The organism is Haemophilus parainfluenzae (genome assembly GCF_003252755.1).
Classification (GTDB): domain Bacteria; phylum Pseudomonadota; class Gammaproteobacteria; order Enterobacterales; family Pasteurellaceae; genus Haemophilus_D; species Haemophilus_D parainfluenzae_N.
Genome location: NZ_QEPT01000005.1, coordinates 1 through 21,076, shown reverse-complemented (window position 1 = coordinate 21,076; position 21,076 = coordinate 1). Strand labels below are relative to the sequence as shown.

Sequence of the window (21,076 nt, the reverse complement as noted above, 5' to 3'; positions counted from 1 at the left end):
AGCTGGTTATTCCTCTTCATCTGAAACAATTTTAAGATCACCTAAATGCCAGTTTTCACCATCCCAAGAAATGACACTGTGCATACCTTGCTGAGCTACGTGAACATTTTTTCTTCTAAGTTCTTTATCTTTTGTAAACCAATAGTTGATTACTGTCATTGGTCGTGGTTTCAAAATACGATTTTTCTCATTTAATGGAGCTTGTAAATAATAGGTAAGTAAGCGCTCAGGCTCTTTCAAATAGGCTAAATAAGCTCCATTCATATGAGGGTAAGGTGTAGATTCAATAATCCCTAACCAAACCTCTCGCTCACTATCAATTTTCCAGTGTTTATGATGAGTTTTAAATCGGGATGCATAGGACTGTTCCGAAATACCGCAGTATTGAATTTGGCTCTCAGTCTCATCTTTTTGTTTTCCTGTAAACAAATAGAGCCCGCTCTCTTTTCCCCAATCTGATTCAATCACTTCAGAAAGCTCAAAAGGTCCATACCAATGAATAAGTGTAAAAGAATGCTTCATAACAAAATCCTTAAATAGGTGATATTCGTAAAATATACTATAACCGATATTTTTAAAGGAGTAAAACAGCTACAAAATAGCTATAAAAGATGATTTTAAGGCTAGATAATGTCGAAACTTTCAGTAACAGAAACCGATAGATTGATAGGAAAGCGGATTCAGCAAAAGCGTAAAGAGCTTGGATTAAGTGCCTCCGTGCTATCGGAGCAAATTGGTATCGCACAACAGCAACTTTCTCGTTATGAGCGAGGTGAAAATAAGATTAATGTTGCACATCTAGTCGAAATTGCCGCAGCATTGAATACCGAAATTAGCTGGTTTTTTATAGATTGCATATCAGATCAAAAAATTAATGATAAACAGAAATTTATTCCTGTTTCAGAAGATCGTATTAGAAATAGACTTTATGCTCATTTAGATAGGTTAAGTGCGGACAAAAAACGTGGTCTTTTAGTCTTCCTTGAGACTATTTTGTAGATGCTAAAAAATATGTTAAAATATTGATATATAAACATATTTTTATTTTGCATGAAAGCATTGCAACAGGGGGAATTAGACTGTTTATGCGGAATTTATAGCATAGTAAATGCAGTCTATTTCGTATCAAATAAGAAAATTAAGCGAAAACCATTATTTCACGAGCTACTTTTAGCTTATATGAATAACTGGGGTATTTATGATCTACTCACGAGTGGATTGGATCTTCACCAAATGAAGTATTTATTAAATCATACCGCTAAAATACATAAGCAAATAAGAATAGACTACCCTAACATAAGAAGACACTCAAAAATTCCCTTACTTATATCTTCTCATCTAGAAAGCCAATCTAACTCAATAGTATTATTCTCGACTAACTATCATTGGAGTTTGATAAAAAGTTACGATAACGAAAAATTAGTTCTTTTTGATAGTTGTGGTACAAATAGCGTAAAAATCTCTGAAATTTTACCTAGTTCACTATTTTTTATCTCTTTCATCCCTAAAGAATAAATAAGCAAGTAGGATTTCTCGATTCCATTTCTCTTTTTTCAGGGGAACATTTTTATCTAACAACTTAAGTAATTTATCTAAAGTCATATTTTCCTCACCTGCATATCTATAGATTTGACGCAATATTCTTAATTTTTCTTTTCTTGCGTGAATATAAATATAATAAGTAATAGCTAAAGATTTTACTTCCGCTTGTCTTATCTTTTCTCCTACTATTTCAAAGGCTTTTGCTATCTTCATCTGTCTTCTTGCTATTTTTTCATCAATATCCTCATAAGTATGGAATGTAACCGTCTTGGGAAAGCGTTCCTTGATTGATTTCCTTCTACGCTGTTGCTCTTCACAATTTCTCTTTTGCTTTCTTGTTTGTCCAATAAAATTCGTACTCACTTTTCTTCCTTAAATCAACTGACAGTCAGCAACTAAATTAATAAAACTGACAGTCAGTTATTTTAGGCTATTTATAACTGACTGTCAGCCAGTTTAAGAGCTAAATATTCACTTCTGTAAAGGAAACCTCGCAAAGGGTAATTCCGCCTTTTGGTAATAAATGAGGTTTTTATGAAACTAATCAAACTAAGCCAAGTAATGGCAAAAACAACGTTATCCAAATCAACTATATACCGACTAATCAAAACATCTGATTTTCCACCACCAAAGAAACTGTCATTGAGAGCTGTTGCGTGGTTAGAAACGGAAATTGATGAATGGATTGTAAATAGAGGATGTGCATGTAATTCAAGTTCCAATCACTCTATTAGCACGTTACAAGCATATTTATTAAATAATACAACAACTCAATAGGAAATTAGCTATGAAAAATACCATTCTTGTAAACAGAAATGCTATTTATAGAAAGAATAACTTTATCTGTGTAGGTACTTTCAAAAAATACCCTATTTATATGGGAATTGATAAGCTATCTTTTGTATCAAAAATAATACCAGCTGAAGAATTCTGGGGTGTATACAAAAAATTTGATAAGTTAAAGCAGGTTAGATCTGGAAAATATGAGATATGTAGTATAAAAGTTAAACATTACCGCTGTGGTATAAAAATTACTTCGATGAAAAATCCTGATTTTTATCTGCTATTATCTTACGATTTCCCAAGAAAACTTAATGAGCCTAGAGTTAGATTTGAGTTATCTCCACAATATGCAAAAAATAGAGACATACCTAATGTGATCAAATGGCTGAAGAAACATATTGGGGTAGAGGTTATTGATATGCTGTTACAAACTAGTAGAGTAACTCGAATCGATCTTACCCTTGATGTACACAGCAAGCGATTTCTAAGAAATTATTACTTCTCTATTCCTAATGCTAGAACAGGGCGGAATTTCTTAGGTAACGAAGATGATTGTAAGAACAATTATGCTATTGGTTCTCAACGTTCTAGTTCTTACCTTTTAGTATATGAGAAACTAAAATTTCAAGAAGTTGAAGATGTTTACCAAAATAACCTTATAGTTAAGAGAGAACATATTAAGCGGAGCATTACTCGCTTAGAATTAAGAATAAAACCGCCATATCAACAACCACTTTTTCTATCGGAGGTTTCAATGCTAGAAAACCCATTCAGTAGAATTCTCATTTATAGAAGAAATAAAATCGCCTCTCAATTTAAGGATTTCCTTCCTTATATAAAAGAGGAGAAAAGTATTCCTCTAGCGGTTAAATCGTATCTACAAGCTAAAGTAGATGATGATACAAAGGTGAATAGAAACTTAAGACTAAAAACGAATAGATGTCTTGAAAAGTGTAAAAGTAAGTTTATACTCAACATTGATTGGTCAAAATACCCAGATATCATAGACAATTCTATTGGGTATTTCACTCAAACATCTCTGAGATAATTTGCCCCCTCAGCTATAAAAGCTACATAAGTGTAGGTTATTATGTAGCTTTTCATTTCCAAAACGCGCGAACCCTTGCAAATAAACAAACATAGCCTTATGCATCAGGCGTATGCTGCTCGAAATTATCTTGTAAATTCATGACGTTATCCAATTTAACTATATGTTTAGCAAGTAGTTGTTTTATGATAGTGTTATATTGCGATCTGATTTAATTTTCTACATCCACACTCAGTACTTCATCTTCTGTTTTTAACAGCGTATAGACATCTTTTAGCATTTCATTATCAATGTTGTAGCATCTCACTTGCAAGCGAACTTCGCCACTCGCTTGGTCTTTTACTGAGATATTTTCAATGCGGTAATCATGTTTCAATAATAAATCTGTCACTTTGCTGATGCCGTTAGCAGAGCTCAGTTGAATAGCTAAACGAGTACGCTTTTTATAGGTTTTACGACGAACATAACGTTGCACAATCGGGCTGATACGGATGGCGATTAAAATCATTAAAGTGGCAATAATGGCATCAAAAATAAAACCAGCACCTGTTGCTACACCGATAGCCGCTGCAGCCCAGATAATTGCTGCAGTGGTTAAACCTGAAATCGCATCATTTTTCTTGTGCAAAATAACCCCTGCACCTAAGAAACCTATGCCACTGATTACTTGTGCGGCAAGTCGCATAGGGTCAGTTCGGATATTATCTGAAACTTGAGCATAATGTTCTGCGGCTTGAATGGAGACAATCGTCAGTACACAAGTTGTCACCGCAATAATGGCACAAGTTTTGACACCAACCGGTTTGTGTTTAAGTTCACGTTCTAAGCCAATAATCCCACCAAGTACAAGGCCGAGAAGCATTTTCCCTAGGATAAGTAAATAAGCCATCTGTTCAAGAGCGGTCGAAAAAAGAGAAGAATTTTCCATGTTAATAATGAATATGAGTAAATTAAAAAAACGGGCGTTATTCTACCTGAAAAAAGGACTTTAATGGGTAAATTTACAATCTATTTACCTTTAATTTATCGCCTTTCTGCTTGAAATTGAGTAAAATCCGAAGTTTTGAAAGATGATGATAGCTGAGAATAAATTTATGCAAAAATCAACGCCAAATATTGGCTTTGTAAGTTTAGGTTGTCCTAAAAATTTAGTAGATTCTGAACGAATTCTGACCGAATTACGTACAGATGGATATAACATTGTACCAAGTTACGAAAATGTGGACTTAGTCATTGTAAATACCTGTGGATTTATTGATAGTGCCGTGCAGGAATCCCTAGAAGCCATTGGAGAGGCGTTGGAAGAAAACGGACGCGTGATTGTGACCGGCTGTTTAGGGGCGAAAGAAGATCAAATTCGCCAAGTTCATCCGAAAGTTTTGGAAGTGAGCGGTCCGCACAGTTATGAAACAGTCATGGCACAAGTACATAAATATGTACCAAAACCAGAGCATAATCCTTACACCAGTCTTGTACCAAAACAAGGGGTGAAATTAACACCTAAACACTATGCTTATTTGAAAATATCAGAAGGCTGTGATCACCGTTGTACATTCTGTATAATCCCTTCATTACGTGGGGATTTGGAAAGCCGCTCTATCACGCAAGTATTGGATGAAGCAAAACGTCTTGCTGATGCGGGTGTGAAAGAATTGTTGGTCGTTTCACAAGATACCTCTGCTTATGCGATGGATACACAACGTAAAGAAGGTGGCGTGAAAACGGCTTTCTGGAATGGTATGCCAATTAAAAATGACTTAATGACCTTGTGTAAACAGCTTGGAAAATTAGGCATTTGGGTACGTTTACACTACGTTTATCCTTATCCTCACGTGGATGATTTAATTCCATTAATGGCGGAAGGTCTATTGTTGCCTTATTTGGATATTCCATTGCAACACGCGAGTCCAAAAATTTTAAAAGCGATGAAAAGACCAGGAAAAATTGACCGCACTTTAGAGCGTATCAAGCAATGGCGTGAGATTTGTCCAGATTTAACCCTACGCTCAACTTTCATTGTAGGCTTCCCAGGTGAAACAGAAGAAGACTTTCAAATGTTATTGGATTTCTTAAAAGAAGCACAACTTGATCGTGTGGGCTGTTTCAAATTTAGCCCAGTAGAAGGCGCACCGGCTACCGAAATGGCCGACCAAGTGCCTGAAGATGTAAAAGAAGAACGTTTTCACCGCTTTATGCAGTTACAACAAGAAATTTCGGCTGAACGATTAAAACAAAAAATTGGCCAAACGCTTGATGTAATCGTGGATGAAATTGATGAAGAAGGTATCATTGGCCGTACAAAAGCCGATGCACCCGAAGTTGATGGCTTAGTTTATATTGAAAATCTAAGTGGCGTGCCTGTGAAAGTGGGCGAATTTATTAAAGTAACCATTACCCATTCAGATGAATACGATCTGTGGGGAACCTGTTAATTATTAATCTTATTTATTTTTTACCAAAGGAATTTAGAAATGGCAGAAACACAAAAACAACCCAGTGTTATCCGTTTTGAACAAGAAGTTGCAGCAAAAAATTATGAAGCTGCTTGCGTAGAATTGCTCGACATTTTAAGCAAAATTGATACTAATTTTGGTGGCATTGAAGGCATTGAAATTGATTATCCTAGCCAATTAAATGATGAATTAGCACAAGAGAAGATCAAGCATTTTTGTACCCGTGTAGCAGTAGCAATGAGCGAGCTGTTTTCTGATCCTAAATTAGATATTTCGGAAGGCGGGGCACAGCGTTTCTTTACTTTACAACGTTGGATTAACATGATTTTTGCATCATCACCTTTTGTGAATGCGGATCATGTGTTGCAGACTTATAACCGCAATCCAGATAAAACCAATTTATCCGATTTTCATTTAGATAATGCGAGATCATCATTAATTAAATTCTGTATTTTCTATCTGCCAGAATCTAATGTGAATGTTAATCTTGATGCTTTATGGAATTTAGACCCTGAATTATGTGCATCACTTTGTTTTGCATTGCAATCACCCCGTTTTATCGGTACTGATCAAGCGTTTTCTAAGCGTGGTACGCTTTTACAATGGTTCCCTGAAAAATTAGCGACGATTAAAAACTTAAATAATGTGCCGAGTGCAATTTCACATGATGTGTATATGCATTGCAGCTACGATATTGCTGAAAATAAACACTGGGTGAAAAAAGCATTAAACCAAGTTATTCGCCGTCATTTATTGCAAGGTGGATGGACAGATCGCGATGTCACTAAATTAGGTGAGCGTAATGGTAAACCTGTGATGGTGGTGTTATTGGAGCATTTCCATTCATCTCATTCAATTTACCGTACGCATTCCACTTCAATGATTGCTGCGCGTGAGCGTTTTCATTTAATTGGTGTAGGTAATGATGCTGTAGATGCAGCAGGCCAAGCAGTGTTTGATGAATTCCATTTATTAAAAGGTGATAATATTTTTAGTAAATTGAATGAATTAAAAGAGATTTGTGAAAAAAATGGTGCAGCCGTTCTTTATATGCCAAGTATTGGGATGGATTTAACTACCATTTTTGCAAGTAATACGCGTCTTGCACCGGTTCAAGTGATTGCTTTAGGCCATCCAGCGACGACACATTCTGATTTTATTGAATATGTAATTGTAGAAGATGACTACGTTGGTTCTGAAAAATGCTTTAGTGAGCAATTATTGCGTTTACCTAAAGATGCCTTACCTTATGTGCCTTCAGCGCTTGCACCGCAACACGTAGAATATCGCTTACGTGAAAATCCTGAAGTGGTGAATATTGGTATTGCTTCTACCACAATGAAGCTTAACCCATATTTCTTAGCAGCATTAAAGGCTATTCGTGATCGTGCGAATGTTAAGGTTCATTTCCACTTTGCTTTAGGTCAATCCAGTGGTGTGACTCATCCTTATGTTGAGCGTTTTATTAAATCTTATTTAGGTAATGATGCGACAGCTCATCCACATGCGCCTTATGATCAATATCTTCGTATTTTGCATAACTGCGATATGATGGTGAATCCATTCCCATTCGGGAATACGAATGGCATTATTGATATGGTGACATTAGGTTTAGTAGGTATATGTAAAACCGGTGCAGAAGTCCATGAACATATTGATGAGGGGTTATTCAAACGTTTAGGTTTACCGGAATGGTTAATTGCAAATACGGTAGATGAATATGTTGAACGTGCAATTCGTTTAGCTGAAAATCATCAAGAGCGTTTAGAACTTCGCCGTCATATCATTGAAAATAATGGCTTACAAACCTTATTTACAGGCGATCCAAGCCCAATGGGTAAAGTGTTACTTGAAAAATTTGAGGAATGGAAAGCAGCAAATTTAGCTGAAAAGCCAAAGAAAAAAGTGACTAAATCGACAACCACAAAAGAGAAGGCTACAAAGTCTACTACGACAAAGAAAAGTGCGGTCAAATCTGAAGCTAAAACAGAGCCGAAAAAAACGGTAAAGAAAACTACGAAAAAAGCAGATAAATAATCAATAAATCCCCGAAAGGGGATTTTTTATTGAGAAAAATTAAACAAAGCCTCATTTTTTCTAAAAAAGCTTGATTTTGTAGCATAAAGCCTGTAATTAATAGACCCATTCAACACAACATAAAATAAGGAAAAACTCATGAAAAACGTCGGTTTTATCGGTTGGCGCGGAATGGTCGGTTCCGTATTAATGGATCGTATGGTGCAAGAGCAAGATTTTGCCAATATTAATCCAGTTTTCTTCACCACTTCTCAAGCAGGTCAAAAAGCCCCTGTATTTGCAGGTAAAGAAGCGGGTGAACTTAAAAGTGCATTCGACATTGAAGAACTTAAAAAATTAGACATTATCGTGACCTGTCAAGGTGGCGACTATACCAATGAAGTTTATCCAAAATTAAAAGCAACAGGTTGGGACGGTTATTGGGTTGATGCAGCGTCTGCACTACGTATGAAAGATGATGCGATTATCGTGCTTGATCCGGTAAACCAACACGTGATTTCTGAAGGCTTGAAAAAAGGCATTAAAACTTTCGTGGGCGGTAACTGTACAGTAAGTTTAATGCTTATGGCTATCGGTGGCTTATTTGAAAAAGATTTAGTGGAATGGGTATCTGTCGCAACTTACCAAGCGGCTTCAGGTGCAGGCGCAAAAAATATGCGTGAATTACTTTCACAAATGGGCTTATTAGAACAAGCGGTTTCAAGCGAATTAAAAGACCCTGCTTCGTCAATTTTAGATATTGAACGTAAAGTGACTGCAGAAATGCGTTCTGATAGCTTCCCAACGGATAACTTTGGTGCAGCATTAGGGGGCAGCTTAATCCCTTGGATTGACAAACTTCTTCCTGAAACAGGACAAACTAAAGAAGAATGGAAAGGCTATGCAGAAACCAACAAAATCTTAGGTTTAAGCGACAATCCAATTCCAGTAGATGGTTTATGCGTACGTATCGGTGCATTACGTTGTCATAGCCAAGCGTTCACCATCAAACTGAAAAAAGACTTACCGTTAGAAGAAATTGAACAAATTTTAGCGGCTCACAACGAATGGGTGAAAGTAATTCCAAACGACAAAGAAACCACATTACGTGAATTAACCCCAGCTAAAGTAACAGGCACATTAAGCGTACCAGTTGGTCGTTTACGTAAATTGGCAATGGGTCCAGAATACTTAGCGGCATTCACTGTAGGTGACCAATTATTATGGGGTGCTGCAGAGCCAGTTCGCCGTATCTTAAAACAATTGGTAGCATAAGTTTTATTTTCACGGCAAAGGGCGTATTCACTACGCCCTTTTCATTGGAAAATTATGATCAGAGAACCTCATTTTCATCAATTTGCTCTTACGGAGTTATTGCCTTTTTTTGAGCAATTTCCGACGCAATATCTTTCCGGTGAACGAAATATCAAATTGGCTTATCGTCATTTGGTTCAGCCTGAAAGTGCGGTCAGAAAATTGATTATTTTGGTCAATGGTCGAGCAGAAAATATGCTGAAATGGACTGAGTTGGCTTATGATTTTTACCAACAAGGTTATGATGTTTTGCTTTTCGATCATCGAGGACAAGGCTATTCACAGCGTATTATTCCTCAAAAAGGGCATTTAGATGAGTTTCGTTTTTATACCGATGATATGGCAAAAATCATTGAAAAAACGACCGCACTTTATGCTTATCAAGCGCAATATATTCTCGCCCACTCCCTAGGAGCTTTGATTTCCACCTATTATCTAGCCAATTACGATCATCATATTAAAAAGGCTGTGCTTTCTTCGCCTTTCTTTGGTGTTCCGATGAAACATCCATTACGAGATAAAGTCATCATTGCAACAATGATGGCATTTGGTCAAGGTCATCGCTATGTTTTTGGTAAAGGACATTACAAACCGGCAGATTTAAACCTTAATGAACTCAGCCATTCTAAAACGCGAATGAAATGGATGAACCGAATTAATCGAAAACGCGCTACTATTCACTTAGGCGGCCCGACTTTCCGTTGGGTACATTTGTGTTTAAATGCAATCAAAGCGCTCCCTAAAATCATTCCAAGAGTGGAAACACCAGTGCTTATCCTACAAGCGGAAAAAGAAAAGATTGTAGATAACAAAAATCTTGAAAAATTGACCGCACTTTTTCCGCATGCCGAATCTATGCTTGTACCTCAAGCAAAACATGAAATCCTTTTTGAAAAGGATAACGTGAGAAAAGTGGTACTTGAACGCGTGAATCAATTTCTTCATTCTTAAAGTTGTTTTTTAATCTGCATCAAGTTTCCATCAAATTTTATTAAAAACATCGCTTAAATCTTTACTCATACTAAATAAGTGGTATCTTTATACCCACTTATTTAATCGATTGCGTCACAGTCGTTATCCGTGATGAATTATTTTTTGTTCATTTATCTAGGAGTTATCCTATGGAAAGTAAAATTCCAGCAGTAGAAGTCAAACTTGGCTTTAAATGGCAGGGGCTGCTGATTGCCGTCATCGTTGGTTTAGGGATTTGGTTGATCCCGACACCAGAAGGTTTATCCGCAAAAGCATGGGGAATGCTAGCGCTGTTTGTGGCAACCATTGTGGCTATTATCGCTAAAGCGATGCCTATGGGAGCTGCAACGCTAGTTGCCTTGGTGATTAGTGGTTTGACAGGGCTTACGCCAATTTCGCCAAAACAAGGCGATGTCGGCATGTTATCCGGTTTTGCAAACGGCACAATTTGGTTGATTGCTATTGCCATGTTTTTATCTCGCGCGGTGATTAAAACCGGTTTAGGTAAACGTATCGCGCTGTACTTCGTTGGTCGTTTTGGTAAAAAAATGATGGGTGTGGCTTATGGTATGGCGTTGGCTGATGTTGTCATCGGTCCAGGGATTCCTTCGGCTTCTGCGCGTGGGGGCGGTATTATGTACCCAATTATGCAATCTATTGCTGATGCGTATGAGTCCAAACCGGGTCCAACTGCTCGTCGTGCAGGTGCATTCTTAGCGATTGCTGTTTCTCAAATCGATACCATTATTTGTACCATGTTCTTAACCGCCATGGCGGGTAACCCGTTAATTGCAGAACTTGCGAAAAGCCAAGGTGTAGAAATCACTTGGATGACATGGTTCTTAGGGGCAATCGTACCGGGTGTTGTGAGCTTAATCGTCTTACCTTATTTCGTATATTTAATTTATCCGCCAGAATTAAAAGATACGCCTAAAATGGCAGAAATGGCACGTGAAGAATTAAAAAGCATGGGCCCAATGAGCAAAGCGGAATGGATTCTTGCCCTAGACTTTATCCTTCTTTTATTCCTTTGGACGGTGGGTGATTTAGTCTTCCATATTCCTGCAACAATTTCAGCGTTTATCGGTTTAGTGATTTTATTATTAACCAATATTATGAGCTGGAAAAATATCGTGGCAGAAACCACCGCATGGGATACGATGTTCTGGTTTGCGGTATTGGTGATGATGGCGAATGCGCTTAATAAATACGGTGCAATCACTTGGATTTCCACCCACATTTCCGCATCTGTGGGCGATTTCAGCTGGCCAGTTGCCTTTACTATTTTAGTGTTGGTGTATTTCTATACCCGCTATTTCTTTGCTTCAGCCATGGCGCATATTTCCGCAATGTATCTCGCTTTCGTGGCAGCGGCTATTGCTGTGGGTACACCGCCAATCATTGCTGCAATTGGTTTAGGTTACACCTCAACTTTATCCATGAGTTTAACGCAATACGCAGGTGGTCCTGGTCCAGCACTATACGGTTCAGGTTATAACTCAACCGGTCAGTGGTGGGGCGTGAGCTTTATTGTTTCCATCCTTTCATTAGTGATTTGGTTTGGTGTAGGTGGATTATGGATGAAACTACTCGGTTGGTGGTAATCCTTATTAATTCATAAAAAAATCCCTAAAAAAACGACCGCACTTTGATTTGTATCTCAAAAGTGCGGTCATTTTTATCTGTATTTTGAATTAATCATCCCAGTCGTCATCCCAATCACGATGTCTTCTGTTGTGGTGATGTCTTTTATGTTTTTTATGATGGCGATATTCTCTGTCATCGTAGTCTCCGCCTTTATTCACTTGACTACCGATTACGCCACCTAATGCTGCGCCGCCGAGTGTTGTGGCAATATCACCACCTAATAAACCACCGGCTACACCGCCGATTGCTGCACCTGTTGCAGTATGACGTTGTTGTCTGTCCATTTCACAAGCGGTTAAGCTTCCTGCTAATGCAACAATCACTAACCCTTTCATCAATTTAGATTTCATAAATCTACTCCTCTATTTTTGTCGGGATTGCTTGCCTAAGCACTTATGCAATCCGGCGTGTAAAAGCATTCCTTTTACGATTGCTTTGACTATGTGGAAAATTAGTTAGTTCAAAAGGGTCGTTCAATTGGTTTAAGAATGAGCAATTTTTGGTATGATTGTTGAGAGGTTTAATAGGTGATTCAGTCAGATGTTGTAAAATCTATTTTCACTAATTGAAGTTAAATCTCAAGTAATAAAATAATGAGTAAGAAAATGAAAAAAAATATACTAATACCTTTATTTACACTACTGACTTCTTGTACTTCAGATGTCAATGATCCCATAGTTAGGTTCTGGAATGATGGTATTCGTCCTTCCGAATCTAAGATGAGTGCAATTAAAGAATGTCTTGATAAGGCTTATAAAATATATCCTAATGAAAAAGAAGGATATGATGATCGTATAGGATATGTAGATAGTTGCATGAAAGAAAAAGGATATTAATTTGTATATCATACACAGACTGTAATAAGGTCATAATTAAATGAGAAAAAGTGATTTTTTTAAAATTCTAAAATTAACATTATTAGCTTTAGTTTTTTTATATTTATATTCGCTATCGAAGTTCAATTTTAATTTTAATAAGATTGATTTGATATCAATAGTTAAATTATTTCCGGTTTTGTTTGTATTGTTTTTATTTTGCTTTTTTATAAATAAATTTATAGGTGGTAATAATAGTAAATAAGTATTTATATATTTAAAGAATCTATAGAATGATTGATACATCAATGATGTAGAGATATAAATAATGATATTGAAACTGATAAAATTTTATTTATTAATGGTTTTTTGTATTTTTTGCTATTACTATCGATAAATTTGTTGCTTGATTTTTTAGCCAATGGTGAGTTTTCTACAAGGGTTGTTTTTTCTTCAAAGACTGAGATATTGTTATCATTGTTGATTCCCATACCAGCGATTTTAGGCAGTTATCTTCTTACAGGAAGAAAATAAGGATATTTAATGAAATTTATTTTGGAAGTATTTAAATTATCTATTGTTGTTTTATCTGGCGTTATTATTTTATATATAACCGAGTGGGTTTGGTATGGGCGTGTAGAAAATTTTGTAGATTTTCTAGAAGATGTTTATCCTTATGCTTTTGTTGTTGCAGTGTTTGCGATTTTAGCAAAAGAGAAGATAGATCATTGAACTTAAATTAATAGATTTTTCAGAAAAAATTTTTACAAAGAGTCCTTGGTTTTTTATGTTTTTAGTTTTAATTTTGTATGACTATTTAATATATAAAAGGAATATGCGTTAGAGGAAAGGAGAAAGGTGGGGTATATACTTGCCATCTAAATAAATAATGATTTTAAAAATATTAAAATTTTTTATAGCTGTTGCATTCATATTTTTCTTGTTTATGGTGATAGTTCAGTTCGATATGGGAAGAAATAATTTGCAATATGTAGTTCTTATGAAAGAAGCTTTAATTATGTCTCTAAAATTTCAGGTGGTTGCTTTGCCGATATATCTTCTCTTTTTCAAACGAGATTAGATCGGTTGGAATGAAAAAATATTTTGGAGATAAAACATGAGTAAGATAAATCTCAGTATTTTTTTGCTTTGTAGTATTTTGACTGCATGTGTTTCTTCTGATAGTTATTTTGTTCGTTTCTGGAATGGGGATGTGATACCTAAAAGGACATATGAGGAACAAAAAACTTTTGAATCATGTTATGAGAAATATAAAAATCTTCCTGATAAGACAAATGAGGAACGAGAGGTCATAAGTTTGAAAGTTATGGATTGTATGCACACCATGAAAAAATGATAGTGTTCAAAATAACGTTAAAATGGTATGTGAATTTCTTTTTAAAGATAGCGTAAACCTATAAAGTGCGGTCAATTTTCAAAGAGTTTTAAAACCTCTCAAAAATTGACCGCACTTTTTGTATTTTTGATGCTTCTTTTGCCGAAATATCGTCCTCTCATAGCAATCCCGCCTGCAACACCATTCCTATGTTGTTCTATTGAGAAAACTGGTTAGTCCAACTCGCTTGTTTACTTGCTCTAATAATCAGAATGCTTATGATGTTTTGATATAAAATTATCAAATAAAAATATTTTTATATGAATTTGATAAAATTTTATCGATTTGTGACTTTGATCACAGTATTGCAGAAAAAAATTCAGTACTATGCCAGCAACTCGATGATAGATGTTTTTAGTAGCGGGTTAATAATCATGGACTTTAAACCTAACATAATAGGAGATTTATTATGGCATACTATCCAGCAGAACCGTTCCGTATTAAAAGTGTTGAACCTGTTTCAATCTTACCAAAAGCAGAACGTGAAAAAGCAATGAAAGCCGCAGGCTTCAATACCTTCTTACTTGATTCAAAAGATGTTTATATCGACCTTTTAACCGATAGTGGTACAAATGCAATGAGTGATCGTCAATGGGCCGGTATTATGATGGGTGATGAAGCTTATGCAGGTAGCCGCAACTTCTATCATTTACAAGAAACAGTTCAAGACTTATTTGGTTTCAAACATATTGTGCCAACTCACCAAGGACGTGGTGCTGAAAATATTCTTTCTCGTATCGCGATTAAACCGGGTCAATACGTACCAGGTAATATGTATTTCACTACTACACGTTTCCACCAAGAAGCCAATGGCGGTATTTTCTACGATATTATTCGTGATGAAGCACATGATGCGACATTAGATATCCCATTCAAAGGTGATATTGATGTTAAAAAATTAGAAAAATTAATTAACGAAAAAGGCGCTGAAAATATTGCTTATGTGTGCTTGGCGGTAACAGTAAACTTAGCGGGTGGTCAACCGGTTTCTATCGCAAACATGAAAGCTGTTCGTGAATTAACCGCAAAACACGGCATTAAAGTGTTCTACGATGCAACTCGTTGTATTGAAAATGCTTATTTCATTAAAGAACAAGAACCAGGCTATCAAGATCGCTCAATCAAATCTATCGTTCAAGAAATGTTCAGCTATGCAGATGGTTGTACAATGAGTGGTAAAAAAGACTGCTTAACCAATATCGGTGGTTTCTTATGTATGAATGATGAAGAATTGTTCATGAAAGCGAAAGAATTGGTTGTGGTGTTCGAAGGTATGCCGTCTTACGGTGGTATGGCTGGTCGTGATATGGAAGCGATGGCGATCGGTTTGAAAGAAGCAACTCAGGAAGAGTACATTGAACACCGTGTTAAACAAGTACGTTATCTCGGTGAAAAATTAAAAGCAGCGGGTGTACCGATTGTAGAACCAATTGGTGGTCATGCGGTGTTCTTAGATGCACGTCGTTTCTGTCCACATTTGAAACAAGAAGAAGACTTCCCAGCACAAGCATTAGCGGCAGCAATCTATGTTGAATGCGGTGTGCGTACAATGGAACGTGGTATTATTTCAGCTGGTCGTGATATCAAAACTGGCGAAAACCATCATCCAAAACTTGAAACTGTACGTATTACTATTCCTCGTCGTGTTTACACCTATGCGCACATGGATTTAGTTGCTGATGGTATTATCCACTTATTCAAACATAAAGAGGATATTAAAGGGCTTCGTTTCGTGTATGAACCAAAACAATTACGTTTCTTCACTGCACGTTTTGAACAAAAATAGGCCTACCGCCCTTACCTCAGTAACGGGGTAAGGGCTTTTTGTATCTAAAAAATATTTGGTTAATGAGAAAAATGCGAAAACATTCTAATGACATTGTAGTTTGATGTATTGTCAAATAAGGAAGTGACTAGCCTTTCTACGATAATCGGAAAGGAGAAAACTTATGAACAAAACATTGGGAAGTACCTTGATTACCTCAGGGACGATGATTGGGGCAGGGATGCTTGCCATGCCTCTCACCTCTGCAGGAATAGGTTTCACGTTTACAGTTGTTCTACTTGTTCTTTTATGGATTCTGCTCACCTATAGCGCATTATTATTTGTTGAGGTTTATCAAACTGCTGAACATGATGCCGGTATTGGCACCCTTGCCGCACAGTATTTTGGTCGACCAGGACGAATTGTCGCAACCAGCGTATTAATGATTTTCCTTTATGCATTACTTTCCGCCTATGTAACCGGTGGTGGTGCAATTCTTGCTTCAACTTTACCTGATTTTGCGACACCTGATTTCAAAATGAAAGGTTCTATCCTGGCATTTACGATCTTCTTTGGTATCTTCGTGGCAATTGGCACAAGCTTTGTGGATGCCTTAAATCGTTTCTTATTTATCGCGATGATTGCAGCGCTATTCATTGTGCTTGGATTGATGATCCCCGAAATTAAAATCGATAACTTAATGGCTATGCCAATTGATAAAGCGCTATTGATTTCGGCTAGCCCGGTTTTCTTTACCGCCTTTGGTTTCCACGGCTCAATTCCTTGCTTAAATAAATATTTAGAAGGTGATGTAAAAGCCTTAAGATTTTCTATTATTGTGGGCTCTGCAATCACATTAGTGGGTTATCTTTTATGGCAATTTTCTACTCACGGTGTGTTAAGCCAAAGCCGATTCTTAGAAATCCTTAATCAAGATCCAACATTAAATGGATTGATTGAGGCCGTTCGTGTGATTACAGGCAGCACCATTATTGCGGCTGTCGTGAAAATCTTCTCTGCCTTAGCACTGATTACCTCATTCTTAGGGGTAGCACTCGGTTTACTAGAATGTATTGACGACTTATTAAAACGTGCCTTCAATATTTCAGCAAACCGTTTAAGTTTAGGTTTCTTAACCTTCCTTCCGCCATTGCTCTTTGCATTCTTCTATCCAGAAGGCTTCATCCTTGCATTAGGCTATGCAGGACAAATGTTTGCTTTCTATGCAGTGGTATTGCCGGCAGCATTGGTTTGGAAAGCTCGTCATCAACATCCAAACTTACCTTATCGTGTGCCGGGTGGTTCAGGGGTCCTACTCTTTGTCTCAATTCTAGGGATTATTATCGTGAGTATCCCATTCCTAATTAAATTAGGTATATTGCCTGAAGTAGTGGGTTAATAATACGGATTAAAATAAAAAGAGCGGTTAAAAATCACTGTGTTTTTAACCGCTCTTTTATTTTATTATCAGTCTTGGGAAAGGTGTCATTTTACTATTGGTAGTGAAAAAATTTCGTTATTATATTGATAAAGATACTAAAGGAGTAACTAATGTTCACCCTAAATAACACCATTCCTAAGTACATTCCTATAGGAGCTTTCTATACACCTATTCTTAAAGAAGTTGTACATGAAAATGATAAAATAGAACTTACTATAAGTGGGTATATTGACAATGTATATTATGAGGGAGATTTTTTAAAATCTATCTATTCTGTTCTAGTAGAAAAAGATGGATTCTGTGAGGAGGGAGCTGCTTGCTATTACCCTGATATGAATAGCCCATTTTCAGAAGATCACTTTGAAGGGGTAAGGTTTGAGATTGGAGGCCTATGTGATCCTAGATACCAGATTCATGTATCTGAAGAAATCTGCTTTATGTATTTTAAAAAGGCATGCAAACGTTTTTTAGAATTACATCCTGAAAAAGAATATGTAGAGTTTATTTATGATATTTTAAACAACTGGGAAACATCAAAGATGAAATAAAAGTCAAAATTTGTGTCTATTTTTATAGGTAAATTAATAATATAAGAGTGCTAGAAAAAATAATGGATATATTTAATTTTTTTGAAAATGTTGTTTACCCTAGGGTAATTGAAAAATTCGGAGTTGTTCAAGTTGATTTTGAGAAAGAGGGAGATTTTGGTTATTTAACTAGATTTGACTTATATTCAAATAAAAAAACAGCAACTATTGAGCTCTGGAGTAGTCATTGGGTAGGGTTGGAAATATATAAATTAGAAAATAGAGATATAGATATTATATATAACAAAATGATTTCTCCTGATGAAGTATCGGAAAAAGATTTCTTTGAGTTTATGGAGGTTTTATTTAATGGTAATTAGCGAAAGTTTGCTTTTATAGCCTGGGATATAAAGTGCGGCCAAATTTCAAAGAGTTTTAAAACCTCTTGAAAATTGACCGCGCTTTTTTATGCTTTTTCCTTGATCGCTTTGAGATAGCGATATACGCTAGGTTCTGAGATTTTCAAATATTTCGCCACCATCGGAATGGCACCCTTGATATTGAAAATACCCTTATCAAATAAGACTTTAATTGCATTTTCCCGTTGTCTTAAGCTGAGTGGTTTATCGGAATGTAATAGGGTGAAATCAAGGTATTCACAAAGGATATCTTCGATGGAGTTTTCGAGTTTTTCTTTATTAATTATTTCGGCTTCTTCCACTTCAGCAAAGGCATCATCAATACCTAAAATATTGACGAAGTTTCCAAGGTTTTCCAGTGAAATTAATTTGGTCATCACATCAACCAACTCAGAGGTATCATGATTAATACAAAGGATGCCTTCTAATTTATCCCCATTTTTAATGAAATAAGTTGCACCTCGAATGACTTTTTCGGAATCTGCCACCGCTTTGTAGTTAAAGACAAAATCCTTATCTAAATATACTTTATCCTGCAACAAACTAGAACCAAAAGAACTAAGTGGAGAGGAAAGGGTCCGTCCGCTAACATGGCTATTCGCAATGGCTTCCATATGAGCCTTATTCTTATCAAAAGAATGAAATACGACTTCGTATTTAGGGCCGAGAACATTTCCCAAAAAATGGGTTAGGCCAATAAAATATTTCTTTTGTACATTGTTCATATCGAGCCAATCTCATTAATTACCATTTGCTTGTTGTGGCTATTTTATAGCACTTATTTTTTATAGCAAATATATTGTAAAAAACGGCAGGTTATCTGTGGTGTTTTACTTTAAGTGAATCCCATAATGCTTAATGGGATGTGGTTAGACAATACTTCTGTGATATTCTTTACTATTGAAATTTGTATCTTATTCAGTTGATGGTAAGCAATTTGAAAGAATCATGAAAAATACGCCAACAGGAAATTAATATGTTGTTTGAACTTTTGATGAAAATAGGAGGTAATAAAATGAGATACACCTCATTTCTTCTTTGTTTTATATTAAACGGATGTTGGTATTCAAACGGATGTTTTTATACTCCACAAATGGTTAATTGTGTTGATAAAGGCAAATTATGGCCAGCTATAGCACATTATCAAAAGCCTTATAGTATAGGTAAAACTGATCAGCAACAGCGTTGGAAAGATGCTGTTAGCTGCGGTAGTAAATATGGAGATCAAGAACTTCACTATATCAATAAAACTGGTAAATACAAAGAATTTCAATCTTGTATGGAAAGAAAGGGATATTACCGATACTGGCCAGCTGAATGTGGCTATCAAGATTCTAAGTGGGATAAGGGAAAATGTAATTTATAACGAATTGAATATAAAATATATTTGAATAAAAACAGTAGAGGTTAAGAATGTTCACTCAAGATGATTTTTCTTATATACCAATCAGATCTAAATCATATAATTTTTTTTATAAAGTAAATTTTGATGAAGATAATCCTGAAAGAACAGTAAAGCAATGTTTCTCTGTTTTATATGATTATGGTGTTTTCTTATATGCGGTTTATTTAGTGCTAGTAGATAAGGATGGTTATACACAAGAAGGTTGTTATTGGTATCATCCAGATATGAATAGCCCCGATCCAAGAGATCATTTTGAAGGAGTTTATTTTCAAGATGGATTTGATGATCCTGATTGGATAGCTATTGTAACAGAACGGGAAAATCTAGAATATACAGAAAAAGCTTGTGAAAGATTTCTAGAAATACATCCGGATAACAAATATAGAGAATTAATAGCCTATATGCTAGATTTTGCTAAAAAAGAGCTAAATGATCTAGGATTAAGTGAACATGAGTTTAAAAATGAATAAGACAGATCTTTTTAAGATATTTAAAATGACGATATTTGTATTAGCTATGACATATTTGTATGTATTATCAAAGTTTAATTTTAACTTTAGTAAAGTTAATATATTAAAAGTATTGGATTTTTTCCCTATAGTATTTATCTCTCTCTTCTTTTGTTTTTATTTAGGGCGAATACTGAAAGCTAAATGAATTAGCTAATCGTATTTTGGTCACCCAGAGGGATATTTGGTTTGGATAGCATAAAATATTTAAATATCTAGCTATAAAGTGCGGTCAATTTTCAAAGCGTTTTAAAACCTCTTAAAAACTGACCGCACTTTTTTATTGAGAATATGAGTTTATAGAATTTTAAAACAAGTTTTGATATCATATCGCAGATTTATCAATAACTTAATCTCTGATGTATAATGAAAAACTTATCTCGCTCTTTTCTTTCTAGTTTATTATTTATTTCCTCTTTCGCGTTGGCGGCGCCAAGCTCACCAAATGCAAATGTAGAAAAACAAATCGATGCCAAACAACAGAGGCAACAAGCTGAACAGGATGCGGCTATTTTAGCCCAGCAAACGCAATCCGCGAATGTGCGTTTAGAGGGGGAAAAAGAAGCCTCTCGTGGCTTTCCACAGAATGAAGCACAGTGTTTTCCTATCAATCAATTGGTGCTAACCGATTATCAAGCTGAAGAAGAAAATTCATCAGCTTCTTCTCTTAAATTAATCCAACCAAGCCAATTCTCTTGGGCATTGAAGTCTGTTTATGCTGAGCGTGATTTTGCGCTGCCGGCTTGTATAGGCTCGGAGGGGATTAACGTATTACTTCGCCGTATTCAAAATCGTTTAATTGATTTGGGATATGTCACTACCCGTGTGGTGGTAGAGCCACAGGATTTGCGTTCAGGCATGCTCGTACTCACTGTGATTCCAGGTAAAGTAGGTCGTATTCAATTACAAGACCAAAGTGCGATTCCGTTTGCCACCCGTGGTACCTTATGGTTTGCCATGCCAATGGCGCAGGGGGATATATTAAATATTCGCAATATTGAACAAGGTTTAGAAAACTTAAAAC

At 36.0% G+C, this 21,076-nt stretch carries 22 protein-coding genes; 17 read left to right on the top strand and 5 right to left on the bottom strand.

The window, feature by feature from the left end:
- Positions 1-6 precede the first annotated feature (6 nt).
- Positions 7-522 carry a hypothetical protein gene (locus DPV95_RS07125; RefSeq protein ID WP_005699280.1) on the bottom strand — a complete coding sequence of 172 codons (516 nt, stop codon included), beginning with the start codon at positions 520-522 and terminating at the stop codon, positions 7-9.
- Positions 523-630: 108 nt separating this feature from the next.
- Between DPV95_RS07125 and DPV95_RS07120 the strand changes: the two genes are divergently transcribed.
- The gene (locus DPV95_RS07120) at positions 631-999 is read left to right on the top strand and encodes a helix-turn-helix domain-containing protein (protein ID WP_005699313.1); all 369 of its coding nucleotides are present in this window, start codon (positions 631-633) and stop codon (positions 997-999) included.
- A 483-nt stretch (positions 1,000-1,482) separates the two neighbouring features.
- Here DPV95_RS07120 and DPV95_RS07115 read toward each other — a convergent pair whose 3' ends face one another.
- A complete protein-coding gene (locus DPV95_RS07115) occupies positions 1,483-1,905 on the bottom strand; it encodes a hypothetical protein (protein ID WP_049366711.1) in 423 nt (140 codons plus the stop codon).
- Positions 1,906-2,076: 171 nt separating this feature from the next.
- Between DPV95_RS07115 and DPV95_RS07110 the strand changes: the two genes are divergently transcribed.
- Positions 2,077-2,319, top strand: a complete 243-nt coding sequence (locus DPV95_RS07110) for an AlpA family transcriptional regulator (RefSeq protein WP_046938925.1) — start codon at positions 2,077-2,079, stop codon at positions 2,317-2,319.
- Positions 2,320-2,329: 10 nt separating this feature from the next.
- Entirely contained in the window at positions 2,330-3,373 is a 1,044-nt protein-coding gene (locus tag DPV95_RS07105; RefSeq protein WP_005699267.1) for a hypothetical protein, read from the top strand.
- A gap of 211 nt (positions 3,374-3,584) precedes the next feature.
- Here DPV95_RS07105 and DPV95_RS07100 read toward each other — a convergent pair whose 3' ends face one another.
- Positions 3,585-4,301, bottom strand: coding sequence for an MgtC/SapB family protein (locus tag DPV95_RS07100; protein WP_049366713.1), 717 nt, complete (start codon positions 4,299-4,301; stop codon positions 3,585-3,587).
- 166 nt (positions 4,302-4,467) lie between these two features.
- On the opposite strand from DPV95_RS07100, the gene rimO reads away from it, so the two are divergent.
- The 5 genes from rimO to DPV95_RS07075 all read left to right on the top strand — a co-directional run bounded on the left by rimO (position 4,468) and on the right by DPV95_RS07075 (position 11,732).
- Positions 4,468-5,805: a 30S ribosomal protein S12 methylthiotransferase RimO gene (gene rimO / locus DPV95_RS07095; protein ID WP_049366714.1), complete on the top strand. Its 1,338-nt coding sequence runs from the start codon at positions 4,468-4,470 to the stop codon at positions 5,803-5,805.
- Positions 5,806-5,844: 39 nt separating this feature from the next.
- On the top strand, positions 5,845-7,863 hold the full coding sequence (locus DPV95_RS07090) for a UDP-glucose:protein N-beta-glucosyltransferase (protein ID WP_049366715.1): 2,019 nt from the start codon (positions 5,845-5,847) through the stop codon (positions 7,861-7,863).
- 138 nt (positions 7,864-8,001) lie between these two features.
- On the top strand, positions 8,002-9,117 hold the full coding sequence (asd, locus tag DPV95_RS07085) for an aspartate-semialdehyde dehydrogenase (protein ID WP_049366716.1): 1,116 nt from the start codon (positions 8,002-8,004) through the stop codon (positions 9,115-9,117).
- Between the two features lie 54 nt (positions 9,118-9,171).
- Positions 9,172-10,107, top strand: a complete 936-nt coding sequence (locus DPV95_RS07080; RefSeq protein ID WP_111406873.1) for an alpha/beta fold hydrolase — start codon at positions 9,172-9,174, stop codon at positions 10,105-10,107.
- Between the two features lie 170 nt (positions 10,108-10,277).
- Complete coding sequence (locus DPV95_RS07075) at positions 10,278-11,732, top strand: DASS family sodium-coupled anion symporter (RefSeq protein ID WP_111406872.1); 1,455 nt, start codon at positions 10,278-10,280, stop codon at positions 11,730-11,732.
- 90 nt (positions 11,733-11,822) lie between these two features.
- On the opposite strand, the gene DPV95_RS07070 is transcribed toward DPV95_RS07075, so the two are convergent.
- Entirely contained in the window at positions 11,823-12,125 is a 303-nt protein-coding gene (locus tag DPV95_RS07070) for a YMGG-like glycine zipper-containing protein (RefSeq protein ID WP_111406871.1), read from the bottom strand.
- Between the two features lie 243 nt (positions 12,126-12,368).
- On the opposite strand from DPV95_RS07070, the gene DPV95_RS07065 reads away from it, so the two are divergent.
- The 6 genes from DPV95_RS07065 (at position 12,369) to DPV95_RS07030 (ending at position 18,099) form a co-directional block, all read left to right on the top strand.
- Positions 12,369-12,611: a hypothetical protein gene (locus DPV95_RS07065; protein ID WP_005694971.1), complete on the top strand. Its 243-nt coding sequence runs from the start codon at positions 12,369-12,371 to the stop codon at positions 12,609-12,611.
- Between the two features lie 522 nt (positions 12,612-13,133).
- On the top strand, positions 13,134-13,322 hold the full coding sequence (locus DPV95_RS07060) for a hypothetical protein (RefSeq protein WP_111406870.1): 189 nt from the start codon (positions 13,134-13,136) through the stop codon (positions 13,320-13,322).
- A 1,073-nt stretch (positions 13,323-14,395) separates the two neighbouring features.
- On the top strand, positions 14,396-15,772 hold the full coding sequence (locus tag DPV95_RS07045) for a tyrosine phenol-lyase (protein ID WP_111304718.1): 1,377 nt from the start codon (positions 14,396-14,398) through the stop codon (positions 15,770-15,772).
- A 163-nt stretch (positions 15,773-15,935) separates the two neighbouring features.
- Positions 15,936-17,150 carry an aromatic amino acid transporter gene (locus DPV95_RS07040; RefSeq protein ID WP_111406867.1) on the top strand — a complete coding sequence of 405 codons (1,215 nt, stop codon included), beginning with the start codon at positions 15,936-15,938 and terminating at the stop codon, positions 17,148-17,150.
- 152 nt (positions 17,151-17,302) lie between these two features.
- Entirely contained in the window at positions 17,303-17,740 is a 438-nt protein-coding gene (gene cdiI / locus DPV95_RS07035) for a ribonuclease toxin immunity protein CdiI (protein ID WP_080971710.1), read from the top strand.
- A 62-nt stretch (positions 17,741-17,802) separates the two neighbouring features.
- Complete coding sequence (locus tag DPV95_RS07030; RefSeq protein ID WP_049384238.1) at positions 17,803-18,099, top strand: hypothetical protein; 297 nt, start codon at positions 17,803-17,805, stop codon at positions 18,097-18,099.
- A gap of 86 nt (positions 18,100-18,185) precedes the next feature.
- Here the strand turns inward: DPV95_RS07030 and DPV95_RS07025 are convergent, their stop codons facing one another.
- On the bottom strand, positions 18,186-18,863 hold the full coding sequence (locus DPV95_RS07025) for a helix-turn-helix transcriptional regulator (RefSeq protein WP_111406866.1): 678 nt from the start codon (positions 18,861-18,863) through the stop codon (positions 18,186-18,188).
- Between the two features lie 251 nt (positions 18,864-19,114).
- Here DPV95_RS07025 and DPV95_RS07020 point away from each other — a divergent pair, with 251 nt between their 5' ends.
- The 3 genes from DPV95_RS07020 to DPV95_RS07005 form a co-directional block, all read left to right on the top strand.
- The gene (locus DPV95_RS07020; RefSeq protein ID WP_243583169.1) at positions 19,115-19,504 is read left to right on the top strand and encodes a hypothetical protein; all 390 of its coding nucleotides are present in this window, start codon (positions 19,115-19,117) and stop codon (positions 19,502-19,504) included.
- A gap of 47 nt (positions 19,505-19,551) precedes the next feature.
- Positions 19,552-20,013: a ribonuclease toxin immunity protein CdiI gene (gene cdiI, locus DPV95_RS07015; RefSeq protein WP_111406865.1), complete on the top strand. Its 462-nt coding sequence runs from the start codon at positions 19,552-19,554 to the stop codon at positions 20,011-20,013.
- 405 nt (positions 20,014-20,418) lie between these two features.
- The coding region (locus tag DPV95_RS07005) for a POTRA domain-containing protein (protein ID WP_133253132.1) at positions 20,419-21,076 on the top strand (658 nt) is incomplete at its 3' end.